Below are 16086 nucleotides of genomic sequence, written 5' to 3'. Positions count from 1 at the left end.
CTTGCGGAGGCGCGCGGGGCAAGGCAGTCAGGGCGCATGAAGAAGCCGAAGTGGGTCATCGAGAAGGAACGGGCGCGCCGGGCGTCGGCGGCGGAGACCGTGTGGCTCTTCGGCCTGCACGCCGTGCGCGATGCCCTGATGAACCCCGCGCGAGAGAAGCTGCGGCTGATGCTCACCCAGAACGCCGCAGACCGGCTGGGGGACGCGGTCTCCGCCGCCGGCATCGAGCCGGAGATCGTCGATGCCCGCCGCTTCGATGCGCCGCTCGATCCCTCCTCCGTCCACCAGGGCGCGGCGCTTGAGGCCAAGCCGCTCGACTGGGGCGGGCTGGATGACGTGCTGGCGAAGCCGGGGCCGGGCCTCCTCGTGTTGCTCGACCGGGTGAGCGACCCGCATAACGTCGGCGCCGTGCTGCGCTCGGCGGAGGTGTTCGGGGCGCGCGCCGTGATCGGTGTCGCCCGCCACTCGGCGCCGGAGACGGGGGCGCTGGCCAAGACGGCCTCGGGCGCGCTGGAGCGGCAGCCCTACCTGCGGCTGCGCAACCTCGCCGACACGATGGAGCGGCTGCGCGAGGAGGGCTGGCTCCTCCTCGGCCTCGCCGGGGAGGGGGAGGTAAGCCTCGCCGCCGCGCTGTCGAAAGGGCCCTCGGAGAAAGTGGCGCTGGTGCTCGGCGCCGAGGGGCCGGGCCTGCGTGAGCGGACCCGCGAGCTCTGCGACACGCTGGTGCGGATCGAGGCGGCCGGCACCTTCGGCTCGCTCAACGTCTCCAACGCCGCCGCGGTGGCGCTCTACGCCGCCAGTGCTGCGCAAGGGGCCGGCTGACCCCGGGGGCGAATTGTTACCGCCCCGCCCATCCGCCGGGCACGATCCCGCGAGGGGCGGCAGGCGGGGCGGCAGCACAACCCCCTGCATCGCAAGCGAATCTCCGGGCGCGCCGCTTCGCCGCCACGCCGGCCCCCTGTCACCTCCGCGCGAGCGGGGCTGGTCGGATGCGCCCGGGCGGCACATTCTCGGCGCAACGGAGGACAGATATGCCCACGCGCCGCCACCTGCTGCACTCGCTCGCGCTCAGCCCGCTCGCCCTCGCCGCCGCCCGTCCGGCCCTCGCCGGCACGGCGGAGATCTACGCGCCCGGCGGCATCGCCATTGGCGGCACCGATCCCGTCTCCTACTTCACCGACGGGGGGCCGCGCTCCGGCTCTCCGCGCGCGGCGCTGATGTGGCGCGGCGCGGTCTGGCACTTCGCCTCCGACGCCTCCCGCGCCGCCTTCGAGATGAACCCGGCCCGCTATGCCCCTCGCTACGGCGGCTACTGCGCCTTCGCGCTGGCCAAGGGCGCCCTCGCGCCCACGGTGCCGGACGCCTTCACGATCCACGAGGGGCGGCTCTACCTGAACTACTCGCTGGATATCCGCGCCCGCTGGCGGACCGATGCGGAGGGGAACATCGCCGCGGCCAACCAGCATTGGCCGACCATCCTCGGCTGAGCGGCAAGGGCGGCCGAGCGGCCACAGTGATCACGATTCTCTGAGCGCCCTTTCCTTTCTTCTTGCCTGTGCCAATATTGTCTCATGAAGGCGCCTCAATGGAACATGCGCGCTTTCGATCACTGTCCCTCGTTCCACACCTTTGCGCCCGGGCCTCTTGGCTTCGGGCGCTTTTTTCTGAACACCGGTGGAAAGGGAGAGAGGGAGGAGACCCATGCGCTTGATTCAGCCCGATGATTACATCCGCGAGGTCCTGACCGAAGCGAAGGTGATCGCCATGGTCGGCGCCTCCGACAAGGAGGATCGCCCGTCGCACCGGGTGATGCGCTACCTTCAATCGCGCGGCTACCGGGTGATCCCGGTCAACCCGCGCATCGCCGGCAAGGAGCTGCTGGGCGAGACGGTCTACGGCGACATCCGCGAGGTGGAGGAGGAGGTCGACATGGTCGACATCTTCCGCAAGTCGGAGGACGTCCCCTCCGTCGCGCTCGCCGCCATGTCGCATTTCAAGACGCTCAAGAGCATCTGGATGCAGCTCGGCATCACCAGCTTCTCCGCCGCCGAGGTGGCTCGGGCCAAGGGGCTGAAGGTGGTGCAGGATCGCTGCCCGGCCATCGAGATCCCGCGGCTCATGGACTGACCGTCTCCGCGGGGAGGCGAGCGGTAGAAGGGGGGCTGTCTGCCCCCCGCCGGCTGGGCTGGCCCCCCCGAGGAATATTTCGGGAAAAGCGAGGGGGCGCGCGCGGCTAGTCGGTGAGGCGGGAGAGGATGTAGCGGGCGAAATCCCAATTGGGACGCTCGAGGTGGCTGAGGGGGCCGGGGGCGCCGAGGCGGGAGGAGAGGCCGCGATAGACGGCCTCGGTGCAGGCCTTGTCCTCCATGTTCACCTCGTCCAGCAGGGTCTTGAGGGCTGTGAAGTTCTCCTCCGCCTCCGTCTCGCCGAGGAACTCGGGGGCTAGCCCGCCGCCGTAGAGGACGTCCACCTCGCCGGGCGCCACGGGCGTCAGGGAGAGGTACCAGAAGTAGCCGGGCGTCAGCGTGATGAAGAGTGAGGGGTAAATCGAGACGAGCCAGGTCTTGCGGCGGTCTTCGCCGGTGAGCCAGGTGTTCTTGTCGTGGGCGAGGGCGAGGCGGGCGGTCTCGTCCTTCAGGATCCAGTGATAGTTGAAGCCCTCCTCCCCCGGCGGGCAGGTCATCTCTTCGAGGTCCACCGCGCCGCCGATGGTGCCGGCGTGGCAGGCGGGCAGGTGGTAGCTTTCCATGAAGTTCTCGCCGAGGACCTTCCAGTTGGTCTTCCAGCGGAAGGTCTCGTGGAAGAGCTCGACGTAATCCTCCATGCGGTAGTGGCCGATGAGATCATCAAGGGCGCCCAGCCGCTCCGAGGGGGGCGGCGTCTGCGGGTCGAGGCAGAGCATGATCCAGCCCTTCCACTCCTGGCAAGCGATCTCGGGCAGGGCGATCCCCTCGCGCGAGAAGGCGGCGTTGCGGCCCATGCCGGGCGCGCCGCGGAGCGTGCCGTCGAGGTTGTAGCTCCACGCGTGGTAGGGGCAGGTGATCGTGCGGGTGTTGCCCTCCCCCTCCAGCAGCAGGGCCATGCGGTGGCGGCAGACGTTGGAGAGGGCGTGCAGGCGCCCCTCCCTATCCCGCAGCACGATGACCGGCTCGCCCGCGATCTCCATCGTCAGGTAGTCGCCCGGCACCGCGAGGCGCGAGGCGCGGCCGGCGCTGACCCACTCACGCGCGAAGAGCCGCTCCTGCTCCAGCGCCAGCACTTCGGGGGAGGTGTAGAGGCTCTTGGGCATGGCCCGCCCCTCCTCGAAGGGGGCGGCGAGTGTGGCACGCAGCTCCTCCAGCGCGGCGGGCTGCGACGGAGAGTCTTTCATCAGGGGTCCTTCCCGCCTAGTCTTCGGCGCAAGACTTTGGTCTTTTTGCCGGAAAGTCGAGGGGGCGCCCGCCGGGTTCGCCCACCGCACCACAGGGAGCCGCGCCACGTGACGACGATCATCCTCATCGCCATCCTCGGCTTCGTGCTGCTCTTCTCGCTCGGCGCCTACCTCGGCTACCGCGCCACGCGCACCGCCCAGACCCGCCCTTTCGAGGGCGAGCCGCAACCGGGCGGCGGCAGCGGCCGGCGCGGCTGACGGCGCCTTCCGTTTGCTGCCGCGCTCCGCCATCATGGCGCCGCCGGCTGGCGTGCCGGCGCAGAGGCAGGGAAGCGCGGCGTGCAGGAACCATTGAAGCCGGAGGGGCTGAGAGCCCGCGTCGAGGACGGCAAGATCGACACGGTGCTCACCGCCGTCGCCGACATGCAGGGCCGGCTGATGGGCAAGCGCTTCCACGCCGCCCACTTCCTCGACGTCGCCGAGGAGGGCTCGCACGGCTGCAACTATCTGCTCGCCACGGATCTGGAGATGGAGACGGTGCAGGGCTACGCCTCCACCGGCTGGGAGGGCGGCTACGGCGATTACGCGCACCGCCCGGACCTCTCGACGCTGCGGCTGATCCCGTGGCAGCCGGCCACGGCGCTGGTCTTCTGCGATTTCCTCGGGCCGGAGGGGGCGCCGGTGCCGATCGCGCCGCGCTCGATGCTGGCCGGGCAGGTGGCGCGGGCGCGGAAGATGGGCTTCGAGCCGATGATGGCGACGGAGCTGGAGTTCTTTCTCTTCGAGGGCGGCTACGAGGCCCACGCCGCCGCCGGCTGGCGGGGGCTGCAGCCGACGGTGCGCCACAACATCGACTACTCGCTGCAGGGCACGGGCAAGGACGAGCCGGTGATGCGGGCGATCCGCAACGGGCTCTACGGCGCCGGCGTGGCGGTGGAGAACAGCAAGGGCGAGGCGGAGGTCGGCCAGCACGAGATCAACTCCCGCTACGGGCCGGCGATGCAGGTGGCCGACAACCACGCGCTGACCAAGCTGGCGGTGAAGGAGATCGCCGAGGCGCATGGCCGCGCCGCCACCTTCATGGCCAAGTACGCAACGGGCAGGGCCGGCTCCTCCGCCCATGTCCACCAGTCGCTGGCGGGGCAGGAGGGGCCTGCCTTCTTCGCGCCGGGTGAGGCCGGGGCGATGTCGCCCATCATGCGCAGCTACCTTGCGGGACAGCTGAAATACGCGCGCGAGGTGGCGGTGTTCCTCGCGCCCTACGTCAACAGCTACAAGCGCTTCACCGAGGGGCTCTTCGCGCCCACCAAGGTTGTCTGGAGCACCGACAACCGCACCGCCGCCTTCCGCGTCGTCGGCGCCGGGGGCCCGGGCGTGCGGGTCGAGTGCCGGATCGGCGGCGCCGATCTCAACCCCTACCTCGCCCTCGCGGCGCTGCTCGCGGCCGGGCTCGCCGGCATCGAGGAGGGGCTGGAGCTGGCGCCGGAGCAGACGGGGGACATGTACGGCGCCAGCGGCGTGCCGGAGGTGCCGAGGACGCTGCGCGAGGCGACGGAGTGCCTTGATGGCTCCACCATGCTCCGCGCCGCCTTCGGGGACGAGGTGGTGGCGCATTACCTCCACGCCGCCCGCTGGGAGATCGCCGAGACGGACCGCGTGGTGACCGACTGGGATCTGCGCCGGGGCTTCGAGCGGGCATGAGGGGCGACTGGTCCTACCCCACCGCCATCCGCTTCGGCGCCGGCCGCATTGCAGAGCTGGCGGAGGTGGCGCGGGCCGCCGGGATGGCGCGGCCGCTGCTGGTGACGGACAGGGGGCTCGCCGGGGCCGAGATCACTGCGCGGGCGACGGAGGTGCTGCGCGGCGGCGGGCTGGGGGCCGGGCTCTTCGCCGAGGTCGATGCCAACCCGGTGCAGGCGAACCTCGCGGCCGGGGTGGAGGCGTTCCGCGCCGGCGGGCATGACGGGGTGGTGGCCTTCGGCGGCGGCTCGGGGCTCGATCTCGGCAAGCTGGTCGCCTTCATGGTGGCGCAGCACCGGCCGGTCTGGGACTTCGAGGACGTGGGCGACTGGTGGACGCGGGCGGAGCTGGAGGGCATCGCCCCCATCGTCGCCGTGCCGACGACGGCGGGCACGGGCTCGGAGGTCGGTCGCGCCGGGGTGCTGACGCGGGTTGAAAGCCATGAGAAGAAGATCATCTTCCACCCCCGCCTCCTCCCCGCGGCGGTGATCTGCGACCCCGAGCTGACGCTCGGCCTGCCGCCGGCGCTGACGGCGGGGACGGGGATGGATGCGCTGGCCCATTGCCTCGAGGCCTTCTGCAGCCCGCATTTCCACCCCATGAGCCAGGGCATCGCGCTGGAAGGGATGCGGCTGGCGCTGACCTACCTGCCGCGCGCCTTTGCGGACGGGGCGGACATCGAAGCACGGGGGCAGATGATGGCCGCGGCCGCGATGGGGGCGGTCGCCTTCCAGAAGGGGCTGGGTGCGATCCACGCACTCTCCCATCCCGTCGGCGCGGTCTACGGCACCCATCACGGGACGACGAACGCCGTCGTCATGCCCGCGGTGCTGCGCTTCAACCGCCCGGCGGTGGAGGCGCGGCTGACGGAGGCGGCGCCCTATCTCGGCGTGGCGGGCGGCTTCGACGGGCTGCTGGCGCGGGTGGAGGAGATGAACGCCGCCTTCGGCTTCCCCTCCGGCCTCGGGGCGATGGGGGTGCAGCGGGAGGACCTGCCGCGCCTCACCGAGATGGCGCTCGCGGACCCGTCCTGCGGCGGCAACCCCGTGCCGCTCGATGCGCCGGGCCTCCATGCCCTCTTCGAGGCAGCGATGTAGCCTCCTCGCGCGCGCCATGCTCCGGGCAGCGCCTCGATGCCATTTCATCTGGCCGAAAATACCCTCGGGGGCGTGGGGGCAGAGCCCCCACCTCTTTCCCCCCAAAAGCGAAACGCCCCGGCGCTGGGCCGGGGCGTTCTCGTCCTGCTCTATTCCGCTGCCAGCGGGGGCGCCGGCTTGTGCTCCGGGCCGAGGCGGAAGGGTTCCTTGCGCTCTTCCTCCTCCGCTTCCGGCTCGGGCTTGCGCCCGCGGATGCGCTGCCAGCCGCGCACCGCGCCGTCGCGGATGACGGTCGGCGCCGTCACCATCACCGGCACCATGACCAGCGTCAGCAGGGTGGAGACGAAGAGGCCCGAGACGAGCGCCGCCGAGAGGTGGATGAAGAACTGGCCGGCGAGGCCGCCCACCTGGATCTCCCGGCGGATGAAATCGAACTCCACGTTCAGCGCCATCGGGATGACCCCCAGCGCCGTCACCGTCGCCGTCAGCAGCACCGGGCGGATCCGCTGGGCCACGGTAAGCAGCATGGCGGTGATCGCATCCACCCCGTCGTCGCGGTGGTAGTGGTTGTAGGTGTCGATCAGCACGATGCCGTTCTTCACCACGATCCCCGTCAGGGCGACGATGCCGAGGCCGGACATGATGGCCGAGAAGGACATGCCCGTGACCACCATCCCCAGCAGCACGCCGGCGATGGACATGAGCACGGTCGAGAGCGTCACGATCACCTGGTAGAAGGAGTTGTACTCCAGCAGCAGCACCAGGAAGATCAGGAACATCGCCGCGGTGAAGGCCTGCACCATGAAGGCGTTGGTGTCGCCCATCTGCTCCTCGGCGCCGCCGTAAATCAGCTCGATGTCACCCGGCCAGTCCTGCGACTGGTCCCACGCCTGCACGGCATCCACCGAGGCGGCGGTGTCGTAGCCGGGCAGCAGGTTCGCGGCGACGCTGATCGCGTAGACCCCGTTGCGGCGCTGGATCTCCCCCACGCTGGGCTCGGCCCGGCGGGTGACGAAGTTGGAGACGGGCACCTGCCCCTGCGGCGTGACGATGCGCAGCTCGTCGAGCGTCTGCAGCGTGCGGTCGGCCTCGGGCAGGCGGACGACGATGTTGATCTCGTCGGTCGCATCCTCCGGCCGGTAGGAGCCGATGGTGACGCCCGAGGTCACCAGCTGGATGTAGGGGCCGATGTCGCGCAGGCCGAGCCCGTACTTGGACGCCTCCGCACGGTCGAACTCCAGATCCCACTGGATGCCGGGGGCGGGGCGGCCATCCTCGATGTCCACCGTGCCTTCCATCTCTTCGAGATGGGCGCGGACGACGCCGACGGCCTGTTCCACTTCCTCGTAGCTGGAGCCCTCGACCCGCAGGTTGATGGCCTTGCCGGCCGGCGGGCCGCTCTCCTGCTCGGAGATCTGGATCTCGAGGCCGGAGATGTCGGCCGTGCGCTCGCGGATCTCGGTGAAGATCTCGTCCGCCGTGCGGCGCTGCGACCACGGCTGCAGCTGCAGCGAGAGGTTGCCGATGGTGTCGGGCGGGGAGCTGTCGCCGCCGCCGAAGGCCAGCACGACCTCCTGGATGCCCGGCACCTGCAGCACCTCGTCCTGCACCTCCAGAAGCATGTCGCGCACCTCGATTGGCGAGTAGTTGCCGCGGGTGACGACGGAGACGGTGCCGTATTCGGGCTCCATCGAGGGGAAGGCTTCCACGCCAGTCGGGTTCTTGACGTAGAGCATGAAGATGGCGCCGATGATGGCGAAGCCGGCCACCAGCGTCAGCACCGGGTGGTGCAGCAGCTTGTTCATCATCCGCACGTAGACGCCGATCACGCCCGGCACCTTCGAGGGGTGGAACTTCTCGGGGTACATGACGATGTCGGCCGCCTCGCGCTCTTCCTCCGTCGTCTCGTTCTTGGCGATGAAGGCACCGATGATCGGCATGAAGAGCAGGGCGGAGACGAGCGACGCGACCATGGTGACGATGACCACGATGGGCAGGTAGCTCATGAACTTGCCGATGATGCCCGGCCAGAAGAGCAGGGGCACGAAGGCCGAGAGCGTCGTCGCCGTGGCAGAGACGACGGGGACGAACATCTTGCGGGCGGCCATGATGAAGGCCTCCTTGCGCGAGACGCCCTCCGCCAGCTTCCGCTCGGCGTATTCCACCACCACGATCGGGTCGTCGACGAGCACGCCGACGGCGATCACGAGGCCGAACATGACCATCATGTTGACCGTGATGCCCATGATCTGCAGCACGAGGAACGCCATCATGAAGGACAGCGGGATCGACATGCCGATCAGCACCGCCGGGCGCAGGCCGAGCGTGGCCACGCACATGATGAGCACCAGCGCCACGGCCGTCAGCACCGCCGCCTCGAGCGAGCGGTAGAGGTTGAGCGTGGAGACCGACTGGTCGAGCAGGAAGGCCGTCTGCACGCCGTCCGGCCAGTCGGCCGTCGTCTGCGCGGTGACGCTGCGCACCACGTCCGCCACCTCGATGATGTTGGAGCCGAGCTCCTTCTTCACCTCGATTGTGATGGCGGGGGAGCCGTTGACGTAGCTGTATTCCTGCGCGTCCTCGAAGGTGCGCGTGACGGTGGCGATGTCGCCGAAGGTGACGACGGTGCCGTTCTCCGTCTTCACGGGCATGTTGTAGACGTCGCTCGCCGTCTCGACGAGGCCGTTCACCTGCACGTTGAAGGAGCCCTGACCGGTGTCGAGCGTGCCGCCGGGGACCATCGTGTTGTTCTGCTGGAGAGCGTTGACCAGCATGGGGGCGGTGAGGTTGTAGGCCTCCATCGTCAGCTGGTCGATGGTGACTTCCAGCACCTCGTCGCGGATGCCGCGCAGCTCCGCCTCGCGGACGCCTTCGATGTTCTCCAGCGCCTCCTGCAGCTCTTCGGCGCGGTTGATGAGTGTCCGCTCGGTCACGTCGCCGTAGAGGGCCACGGAGAGGACGGGGACGTCCGTCAGCGCGATCTCGTGGACGGTGGGGTCATCGGCATCGGAGGGCAGCTCGGCCGTCACCCCGTCGAGCGCGTCGGTGATGTCCGAGTAGGCCTCGTCCTTGTCGGTGTTGACGTTGAACTCCAGGAACACGGAGACGTGCCCCTGCGTGGAGGTCGACGTCACCGCCTCCAGCCCGTCGAGATCCTGCAGCCGGTCCTCGATGGGCTTGGCGATCAGGCGCTCGGCATCGCCGGGGGAGATCCCCGTCTGGGTGGCGGAGACGTAGAAATACGGCACGTCGATGGCCGGAAAGCTTTCTTTCGGCAGCGACGTGTAGGCGGAGACGCCGCCGATGATGAGCAGGACCATGATCGTGAGCACGGCCCGCGGCATCCGCAGAAGCTTTTCGATGAAATCGACCATAAGGGCCTACCCCTCAGTGACCAGAGTGGCGTTCACCACCTGTCCATCCGTAACATATTCCTGCCCGATGGTGATTACCTGAGCCTCGGCGGGGAGCCCGCCAACCCAGATGCCTTCGGTCGTGTCGTTGAGCACCTCCACCGGCACGAAGCGGGCGACGTTGTCCTCCACGATCTGGACGCCCATCCGCCCCTCCTCGTCAAGGGTGAGGGCCGATTGCGGCAGAAGGTGCGCCGGCACCTCGCCGAGGGAGACATCGGCCTCCGCCGTCACCCCGTCGCGGATCTCGCCGCCGGGGTTGGGGAACTCGATCTCCACCTCGAAGCTGCGGGTGGCCGGGTCGGCGGAGACGGCGACATAGGTGATCTCGCCGAGGGCCTCCTGCCCGTTGATGGTGCGGATGTCGGCCGGCAGGCCGAGATAGACGCGGTCGATATAGGCCTGCGGCACCGAGCCGGTGAAGCGCATCGGGTCGAGCTGCACGATCTGCGCGCAGGAGCCGCCGACGGGGATCAGGTCGCCCACGTTGGCGACGGGGCGCTGCACCACGCCGTCGGCGGAGGCCGTCAGCTCGGTATGGGAGAGATCGTCCTGCGCGCGGCGGTAGGCGACGCGGGCGCTCTCGAGGTTAGCCTCGGCGAGGCGCAGCTGCGAGGCCACCGCTTCACCCGAGTTGGGGCTGGCGATGCCGCTCTCGCGCAGGCGCGTGTTGGTGTCGTAATCCGTCTGCGCCTGGTTCAGCGCCGCCTCGGCCTGCGCCACCTGCGCGGCGGCCTGCTCGACGGCGGCCTCGCGGGTGCCGGTGCTCAGCGTGCAGATCCGGTCGCCGGCCTGGACGCGCTGCCCTTCGGTAACATGCATCTCGGCCACGGTGTCGGAGGTCTGCGCCACCGCGTCGCGGGTCGCCGGCGTGCGGGTTGTGCCGCGCAGCGTGACGTCGAGCGACATCTGCTTGAGGGGGTAGAGCACGGTGCGCACGGAGCGAGCCTCCGGGTCTTCTTCCTCCAGCATCGCGTTGCGCTCGGCGATGGAGAGCGCCGGGTCTTCCGGGCCGCCCTCGTGCTCGACGTCGCGGGCGATGCCGGTGGCGTCGACCATCTCCGTCACCGGGCCGCCATCCTCGCCATCGATGAGCTGGGCGACGGTCATTTCGCTGTCATGCGGGCCTTGCCCGCCCTGCACGAACACGCCGGTGGAGAGCCAGACGGCTCCAATGAGAACCAGAAGGAACGCGAGGCCGTATGATTTCAAAGCACGCATGGGCGACTTTCCGAGAGTCTTGTCCAGAGGAGGACGCTTGCAGATTGCACTCTATGCAATATTTGCACTATGTGCAGTTGCAGGCGACCTAAGTGCAGGACTAACCCTTGTCAAGTTTAAGAGAGAAAAACAGGCGGCGGACGATGGAGGCGATCCAGCACGCCGCCCTGACGCTCGCCGAAAAGGCGGGATTCGAGCAGGTGACGACCGAAATGATCGCTGCCGAGGCAGGGATCAGCCCGCGGACCTTCTTCAACTACTTCCCCTTCAAGGAGGCGGCCTTCATCCCCGCGCGCATCGTGCTGCCGGAGGAGGACCGCCGCCGCTTCTGCGAGGCGCGGGGCACCGTGGCGGAGGACCTGTTGCAGCTGATGGAGGCGGCCCGGCCCAACCTGCCGCAGAACCGCGAGATGCTGCGCATGTGCAAGCTCATCGCCAGCGAGAATTCCCGCCTGATGGCGATGAACTTCGACTTCCTGCGCGAGGTGGAGGAGCAGCTGACGCAGCTCTTCCACGCGCGGGGCGGTCATGTCGGCGGCGCGCGGGCCAGCCTGATGGCGGCGCTGACCACGGCGGCGATCCGCAATGCCTTCGAGCGGTGGATCGACGGCGAGGGCGAGACCCCGGAAGAGATGACCGCCGCCAACATCGCCGTGCTGGCGCCGATCTTCGAGGGCTCGGCGGAGGAGCTGGCCGCGGCGGAATGACCGCGGCCAGTCGGTTCGTGGCGACTCAGCCCTGGGCGATGCGGCTGGCGATCAGCGCGATGGCGCGCTGGTAGACGGTGGCGGCGTTCCACTCCTCGATGACGCGGAAGTTGGCCGTGCCCTCCTGGTAGGGCTGGCCCGGCTGCCACCCCTTCTGGCGCAGGTAATTGGCGGTGGAGGCGAGCGCGTCGGTCATGTTCGTCATGTCGAGCCGGCCGTTGCCGTCGCCATCCACACCGTAGGCGAGGATGTTGCCCGGCAGGAACTGGGTGTGCCCCAGCTCGCCATGCATCGCCCCGATGGAGCCGGCGGAGATCGTGCCGCGGTCCACGAGCTTCAGCGCCGCGATGGCATGGGGCCCGAAGAACTCCGGCCGGCGGCAATCATAGGCGAGCGTCAGGATGGCGTTGACGACATTGGCATTGCCCCAGTTGCCGCCGAAGCCCGTCTCCATGCCCCAGATGGCGAGGATGACCTCCGGCGGCACGCCATAGGCATTCTCCAGCGAGGCCCAGAAGTCGGGGTACTGGGCGAGGTAGCCGCGCGCCTGGCTGGTGTAGGCGTCGGACCAGCGGATGCGCATGAACTCGTCGAGCGAGTAGCGCACGCCGGTCTGATTGCGGTCGGCGTTGATGGTGGCCTGTGCGTAGCTTGCATTCGCCAGCGCGGAGAGGCCGGCGGCGCCGACCCCCTGAGCGGAGGCCTCCTGCGCATAGGCGCTCTTCCAGGCCGCGAAGCCGGAGCCATCGTTGCCGCAGGGCGCGGCGGCCAGCGGAGCGGCGGAGAGCAGGGACAGGGCGAAAGCGATACGGGTGAACACGGGGGACATCTCCTTGAGAACGGGCCGTCTTGGGTCTAGCTGGTCTCTACCATGCCCGGGGCGGCGCAACCAACAAGGTGAGACATGGCACGGCGACGGCACAGATCCCTCGGCGGCGCCCTCGTCGTGCCCGGGCTCCTGCTCTCCTGCGCGCTCGGCGTTTTCATCGGCTATGGCTGGTCGGAGGCGCAGGCGCCGGAGCCGGTGCCCCCGGCGCCGATCATCCTGTCGGAGGAGGAGGCCGATCTCATCGGTCTCTTCGAGGCGGCCCGCGACTCGGTTGTCGCCATCGCCACGGCGGAGCAGCGGCTGAACCCATTCACCCGCGCCCGCGTCGATGCGCCGCTCGCCTCCGGCTCCGGCTTTCTCTGGGACGAGGCGGGGCACGTGGTGACGAATGCCCACGTCCTCTCCGGCGCCAGCACTGTCTCCGTCAGCCTCGCCGACGGGCGGAGCGTGGATGCCCAGCTGGTGGGGACGGATCCCTCGCACGATCTGGCGGTGCTCAAGATCGCCGAGGAGGATCTGCCGGCGCCGCTGCCCGTGGGCGACAGCGCGGCGCTGCGGGTGGGGCAGGGGGTCATGGCCATCGGCAACCCCTTCGGGCTGGACTGGACGCTGACCACCGGCATCGTCTCCGCCCTCGACCGGGATCTGCAGGAGGCGACGGGATACACCATCTCCGGCCTCATCCAGACGGATGCGGCGATCAACCCCGGCAACTCCGGCGGGCCGCTGATGGACATGCGGGGGCAGATGATCGGCGTGAACACGGCGATCCTCTCGCCCTCGGGCTCCTCCTCCGGCATCGGGCTGGCGATTCCCGCGCATGTGGTGAAGCGCGTCGTGCCGCAGCTGATCGAGACGGGCCGCTACACGCCGCCCTCGCTGGGCATAACCTTCGACCCCCGCATCAACGCGGCGGTGAACCGGCAGGGGCTGGAGGGCGCGCTGGTGCTCTACGTCGAGCCGGGCACGGCGGCGGAGGCCGCGGGCCTCGAGCCGGCCCGCCTGAGCGCCTCCGGCCGGATCGCGCCGGGCGACGTGGTGGTGGCGGTCGAGGGGATGCCGGTGACCCGCCTGGAGGACCTGATGAGCGCCATCGACCGCCGCGAGGTGGGCGAGGAGGTGGAGATCACCGTCTCCCGCGGCCGCCGCGAGCGGGACGTGACGCTGGAGCTGTTGCCGGGCGGGTGAGGGGGGGCGGATCGTTCCCCGGTGCAGCGGTGGTGCGGGATGTGACGGAGCGGTGGGTTGGAAATCCACCCAACGGGCCGCGCAGGGTGGGTTTGTAACCCACCTTCGACACGCCCGAGCTGCTGCCCCCGCCCGGTGCGCGCCAAAGGCGCAGGGCGGGCGCCGGCCCGTCCCGCGGGCTGGCGCTCTGGCGGGGCTTCGTGCTCAGCGGCGAGCAGGGAGGAGGGTGGCGGGCATAAAGCGCCTTGGCGGGACCGTCGGAGCACCACCCCACGAGCCAGCGCTCGCCCCGCGTGCAGGTGGGGTGACGGGTGGCGAGTGTGTCGGTGGGTTGGAAACCCACCCTACGAAGTCTCGCCGGGGCGGGCTTTGCAAGCCATGACCGACGTGCCGTCATGTCATCCCCGCCCGGTGGGACCGGGCGGGAAGAGACTCAGTCCTCCATCGCCTCCAGCTCGTCGATGAAGCCTTCGATCATGCTCAGGCCCTTGTTCCAGAATGCCGGGTCGGATGCATCCAGACCGAAGGGCGCCAGAAGCTCCTTGTGGTGCTTGGAGCCGCCGGCCTTCAGCATGTCGAAGTACTTCTCCTGGAAGGCCGGGCCGCTCTCTTCGTAGACGGCGTAGAGGGCGTTCACGAGGCCGTCGCCGAAGGCGTAGGCGTAGACGTAGAAGGGCGAGTGGACGAAGTGCGGGATGTAGGCCCAGAAGGTCTCGTAGCCTTCGGCGAAGTTGAACACCGGCCCCAGCGATTCCGCCTGCACCGACATCCAGAGCGCGTTGATGTCGTCGGGCGTCATCTCGCCCTGGCGGCGGGCGTCATGCAGCTTGCACTCGAAATCGTAGAAGGCGATCTGGCGGACGACCGTGTTGATCATGTCCTCGACCTTGCCGGCGAGGAGGACCTTCTTCGCCGTCGCATTCGGCGCCTCCGCCAGCAGCTTGCGGAAGGTCAGCATCTCGCCGAAGACGCTCGCCGTCTCCGCCAGCGTGAGCGGCGTGGCGGAGAGCAGTTCGCCCTGGCCCGCCGCGAGGCGCTGGTGGACGCCGTGGCCGAGCTCGTGGGCCAGCGTCATCACGTCGCGCGGTTTGCCGAGGTAGTTGAGCATCACGTAGGGGTGGACCGTCGTCACCGTCGGGTGGGCGAAGGCGCCGGGGGCCTTGCCCTCCTTCACGCCCGCATCGATCCAGCCTTCGGTGAAGAAGGGCTCCGCTAGCTCGGCCATCTCGGGAGAGAAGCCGGCGTAGGCCTGGCGGACGATGTCGCAGGCCTCGTCCCAGGGGATCGTGCGCATCTCCTCGATGGGCAGCGGGGCGTTGCGGTCCCACACCTCCAGCTGGTCGAGGCCCATCCACTTGGCCTTCAGCGCGTAGTAGCGGTGGGAGAGGCGGGGGTAGGCGTTGACGACCGCGTCGCGCAGGGCCTCCACGACCTCCGGCTCGACATGATTGGCGAGGTGGCGGCCGGTCTGCGGTGTCGGCAGGCCGCGCCAGCGATCCTCGATCTCCTTGTCCTTGGCCAGCGTGTTGTGGACGCGGGCAAAGATCTTCAGGTCCTTCTGGAAGCCCTTGGCCAGCGCACGCATGGCCGCCTCGCGGCGCGGGCGGTCCTGCTCGGACAGAAGGTCGAGCGTGCCCTCGATGCCGAGCCGCTCGCCCTGCACCTCGAAGGTCATGCCGGCGATCGTCTCGTCGAAGAGCTTGTTCCACGCCGCGGCGCCGACGGCGGATTGATCGTGCAGGAAGCGCTCCAGCTCGTCGGAGAGCTGGTAGGGCTTCATGGCGCGCATGCGCTCGAAGACCGGCCGGTAGCGGGCAAGATCGTCATTGGCGGCGAAGAGCGCATCGACGTGATCGTCGGAGAGGCGGTTGACCTCGAGGCTCCAGAACACCAGCGGCGTCGTGTCCTCGGTGATCCTGTCCTGGCAGTCGGAGAGGAACTTGGCGCGCTGGGCGTCGGTGGTGCGCTGGTAATAGGCGAGGCCGGCGTAGGACATCACGCGCCCGGCCTTGATGTCGATCTCCTCGTAGGCCTCCACGGCGCCGAGCATGCCGGCGGCATCGAGATCGGCCAGCTTGCCCTGGTAGCGGGCGGCGAAGTCGGCGCAGGCGGATTTGACGAAGGCCATGTCCTCCTGCAGCTCCGGCGCGTCGATGGAGGGGTAGAGATCCGTCAGGTCCCACTCCGGCAGCGGGCCGAAGGCGTTGGAGCCCTTCTCGGCGGCGGCATCGAGGAGCGGGCGGCGGGCGGTGGCGGGGCGTATGGCGGTCATCTGGCGATCCTTTCACCTGGCGAGGCGCGGCGGCCCCTCGGGGCACGGTGGTGCGGCCTAGATAAGCCGGGCCGCCCGCGGGGGAAAGGGTGGGGGGACGGGACCCGGGCGGGTGCAGGCTGGCTGGGGCGATGCGGTCGCTTCCCTTTCCTCCAGCGAGGAGCTCCGGTCGGAGCTTCCCCCGCCCTGTACGCGCCAAAGGCGCAGGGCGAGCGCCTGCCCGCCCCGGCGGGCTGGCGCTCTGGCGAA

The 16086-nt window shown here is 69.5% G+C and carries 13 protein-coding genes; 8 read left to right on the top strand and 5 right to left on the bottom strand.

What is annotated here, in order from left to right; all coding sequences use genetic code 11:
- Positions 1-36 precede the first annotated feature (36 nt).
- The 3 genes from rlmB to GY170_RS13300 all read left to right on the top strand — a co-directional run bounded on the left by rlmB (position 37) and on the right by GY170_RS13300 (position 2127).
- Positions 37-822 carry a 23S rRNA (guanosine(2251)-2'-O)-methyltransferase RlmB gene (gene rlmB / locus GY170_RS13310; protein ID WP_163894436.1) on the top strand — a complete coding sequence of 262 codons (786 nt, stop codon included), beginning with the start codon at positions 37-39 and terminating at the stop codon, positions 820-822.
- Between the two features lie 209 nt (positions 823-1031).
- The gene (locus GY170_RS13305; RefSeq protein WP_163894434.1) at positions 1032-1487 is read left to right on the top strand and encodes a YHS domain-containing (seleno)protein; all 456 of its coding nucleotides are present in this window, start codon (positions 1032-1034) and stop codon (positions 1485-1487) included.
- Between the two features lie 214 nt (positions 1488-1701).
- On the top strand, positions 1702-2127 hold the full coding sequence (locus tag GY170_RS13300) for a CoA-binding protein (protein ID WP_163894432.1): 426 nt from the start codon (positions 1702-1704) through the stop codon (positions 2125-2127).
- Between the two features lie 106 nt (positions 2128-2233).
- Here the strand turns inward: GY170_RS13300 and GY170_RS13295 are convergent, their stop codons facing one another.
- The gene (locus tag GY170_RS13295) at positions 2234-3370 is read right to left on the bottom strand and encodes an aromatic ring-hydroxylating oxygenase subunit alpha (protein WP_163894430.1); all 1137 of its coding nucleotides are present in this window, start codon (positions 3368-3370) and stop codon (positions 2234-2236) included.
- 108 nt (positions 3371-3478) lie between these two features.
- On the opposite strand from GY170_RS13295, the gene GY170_RS13290 reads away from it, so the two are divergent.
- The 3 genes from GY170_RS13290 (at position 3479) to GY170_RS13280 (ending at position 6207) form a co-directional block, all read left to right on the top strand.
- Positions 3479-3628, top strand: a complete 150-nt coding sequence (locus tag GY170_RS13290; protein ID WP_163894429.1) for a hypothetical protein — start codon at positions 3479-3481, stop codon at positions 3626-3628.
- Between the two features lie 81 nt (positions 3629-3709).
- The gene (locus GY170_RS13285) at positions 3710-5071 is read left to right on the top strand and encodes a glutamine synthetase family protein (RefSeq protein ID WP_235937846.1); all 1362 of its coding nucleotides are present in this window, start codon (positions 3710-3712) and stop codon (positions 5069-5071) included.
- Positions 5068-6207, top strand: coding sequence for an iron-containing alcohol dehydrogenase (locus GY170_RS13280; RefSeq protein ID WP_163894427.1), 1140 nt, complete (start codon positions 5068-5070; stop codon positions 6205-6207). Before GY170_RS13285 ends, GY170_RS13280 begins: the two co-directional genes overlap by 4 nt.
- A 149-nt stretch (positions 6208-6356) precedes the next feature.
- Here GY170_RS13280 and GY170_RS13275 read toward each other — a convergent pair whose 3' ends face one another.
- Both GY170_RS13275 and GY170_RS13270 read right to left on the bottom strand, forming a co-directional pair.
- Positions 6357-9581 carry an efflux RND transporter permease subunit gene (locus GY170_RS13275; RefSeq protein ID WP_163894425.1) on the bottom strand — a complete coding sequence of 1075 codons (3225 nt, stop codon included), beginning with the start codon at positions 9579-9581 and terminating at the stop codon, positions 6357-6359.
- 6 nt (positions 9582-9587) lie between these two features.
- Positions 9588-10832, bottom strand: a complete 1245-nt coding sequence (locus GY170_RS13270; RefSeq protein ID WP_167803318.1) for an efflux RND transporter periplasmic adaptor subunit — start codon at positions 10830-10832, stop codon at positions 9588-9590.
- A gap of 152 nt (positions 10833-10984) precedes the next feature.
- On the opposite strand from GY170_RS13270, the gene GY170_RS13265 reads away from it, so the two are divergent.
- Positions 10985-11548 (top strand): TetR/AcrR family transcriptional regulator, encoded by a 564-nt coding sequence (locus GY170_RS13265; protein ID WP_163894420.1) that lies wholly within the window; start codon positions 10985-10987, stop codon positions 11546-11548.
- Positions 11549-11573: 25 nt separating this feature from the next.
- Here the strand turns inward: GY170_RS13265 and GY170_RS13260 are convergent, their stop codons facing one another.
- Positions 11574-12377 carry a lytic murein transglycosylase gene (locus GY170_RS13260; RefSeq protein ID WP_163894419.1) on the bottom strand — a complete coding sequence of 268 codons (804 nt, stop codon included), beginning with the start codon at positions 12375-12377 and terminating at the stop codon, positions 11574-11576.
- A gap of 75 nt (positions 12378-12452) precedes the next feature.
- Here GY170_RS13260 and GY170_RS13255 point away from each other — a divergent pair, with 75 nt between their 5' ends.
- Positions 12453-13565: a S1C family serine protease gene (locus tag GY170_RS13255; RefSeq protein WP_163894417.1), complete on the top strand. Its 1113-nt coding sequence runs from the start codon at positions 12453-12455 to the stop codon at positions 13563-13565.
- A gap of 433 nt (positions 13566-13998) precedes the next feature.
- On the opposite strand, the gene GY170_RS13250 is transcribed toward GY170_RS13255, so the two are convergent.
- Positions 13999-15837 (bottom strand): M3 family oligoendopeptidase, encoded by a 1839-nt coding sequence (locus GY170_RS13250; protein WP_163894414.1) that lies wholly within the window; start codon positions 15835-15837, stop codon positions 13999-14001.
- Positions 15838-16086: the final 249 nt, after the last annotated feature.

This window comes from Pseudoroseicyclus tamaricis (assembly GCF_012070395.1).
Classification (GTDB): domain Bacteria; phylum Pseudomonadota; class Alphaproteobacteria; order Rhodobacterales; family Rhodobacteraceae; genus Pseudoroseicyclus_A; species Pseudoroseicyclus_A tamaricis.
The sequence above is the reverse complement of the archived record's forward strand: the minus strand, read 5'-3'. Positions and strand labels throughout refer to the sequence as shown.